The sequence below is a fragment of the Mesorhizobium sp. M7A.F.Ca.AU.002.02.1.1 genome (assembly GCF_003998535.1).
Taxonomy (GTDB): domain Bacteria; phylum Pseudomonadota; class Alphaproteobacteria; order Rhizobiales; family Rhizobiaceae; genus Mesorhizobium; species Mesorhizobium ciceri.
This window is the reverse complement of sequence record NZ_RZPB01001125.1, coordinates 1-1,459: the sequence shown is the minus strand read 5'-3', so window position 1 is coordinate 1,459 and position 1,459 is coordinate 1. Positions and strand designations below refer to the sequence as shown.

The 1,459-nt window shown below is 60.5% G+C and carries 2 protein-coding genes; both read left to right on the top strand.

Features of this window, described 5'->3' with window-relative positions:
- Positions 1–127: 127 nt before the first annotated feature.
- Positions 128–1,057 carry a 3-hydroxyisobutyrate dehydrogenase gene (gene mmsB / locus EN879_RS35710; protein WP_082826745.1) on the top strand — a complete coding sequence of 310 codons (930 nt, stop codon included), beginning with the start codon at positions 128–130 and terminating at the stop codon, positions 1,055–1,057.
- Positions 1,054–1,459 (top strand): histidinol dehydrogenase (locus EN879_RS35705; RefSeq protein WP_206521078.1); only part of this gene is annotated, 406 nt, incomplete at its 3' end. The genes mmsB and EN879_RS35705, both read left to right, overlap by 4 nt.

The following is a 1,459-nucleotide window of genomic DNA, read 5'->3' as shown; positions in this document are numbered from 1 at the left end:
GAATATGGGGGGACGAAAATGAGCGGCATGGGGCGTGAACTCTCGCTGGCGAGCATGATCCAGCATTTCACCTGGTCGAAGACCGTCATCGTCAACACGTCGGCTGCCTGACCGGGAGAATGCTCAAGTGAAAACCGTCGCTTTCCTTGGCCTTGGCAATATGGGTCAACCAATGACCCGCAATCTGGTCCAAGCCGGCTTTCCAGTCATTGGCTTCGACCCGTCTTCGGCCGCACAGGACGCGGCTGAGAAGCAGGGCGTGAAACGTGCCACCTCCGCCGCCGAGGCGGCTTCATCGGCCGATGTGGTTATCACCATGCTTCCGACCGGAGACAATGTCCGCGACGCCTATCTTGGAGCGTCGGGTGTCATCGCGGCATCCCGCAAGGGTGCGCTCTTGATGGATAGCAGCACGATTTCATCGACCGTCACCGTGGAAATCGCCGCTGCCGCCCGCGCCGCCGGCCGGCGCATGATCGATGCACCGGTTTCAGGCGGGACGCCGCGCGCCCATTCCGGCACTTTGACTTTCATGGTCGGCGGCGAGGCCACGGATGTCGAGCATGCCCGCCCTCTGCTGGAAGCAATGGGACAGCGCATCTATCATGTCGGGGCTTCGGGAGCGGGCCACACGGCGAAGCTCTGCAACAACATTCTGTCCGGAATATGCATGGCGGGAACTGTCGAGGCGCTGGCACTCGGTGTCGCCAATGGTCTCGACCCAGCAATCCTAAGCGATGTGATGCGCAACTCCTCGGGCAACAACTACGCGCTCGAGCGCTATCACCCATTCCCGGGCCTGATGGAGAATGTGCCCTCTGCCAACGGTTTTGCCGGCGGTTTCCGCTCGGATTTCCAGTTGAAGGACATGCGGCTCGCCAAGGAACTGGCGAACAGCTCGAAAGTCCTGGCAGCGATGGGAAATCTGGCAACAGAGCTCTTCGCCATCCATTGCCAGAATGGACATGCCGGCGAGGACTATTCGAGCATCATCAAACTGGCGCTCGATCTCGACAGCTACTTCGAAGGCAGGACGACGGAAGGGGCGACCAAGTGATCCGCAAACTCAAAGAGGGGCGCGATCCGAGCGCCGTGGCAGCCGATCAGGCCACCGTCAGAGCCACTGTAGAGGGCATCATCGCCGATGTCCGTGCGCGTGGCGATGTTGCGGTGCGCGAGCTTTCGATCCGCTTCGACAAATGGGACCGCAAGGATTTTCGCCTGACCGATGCGGAAATACGCGCCTGCCTTGCGGAACTGTCCGAACAGAACCTGAGCGACATCCGCTTCGCGCAGGAACAGGTTCGCAACTTCGCGCAGCATCAGCGCGAAGCGTTGCGCGATATCGAGATCGAAACCCTGCCGGGCGTTGTTCTTGGGCACAAGAACATCCCCGTTCAGTCCGTCGGATGCTATGTGCCAGGCGGAAAATATCCATTGCTGGCTTCGGCCCATATGT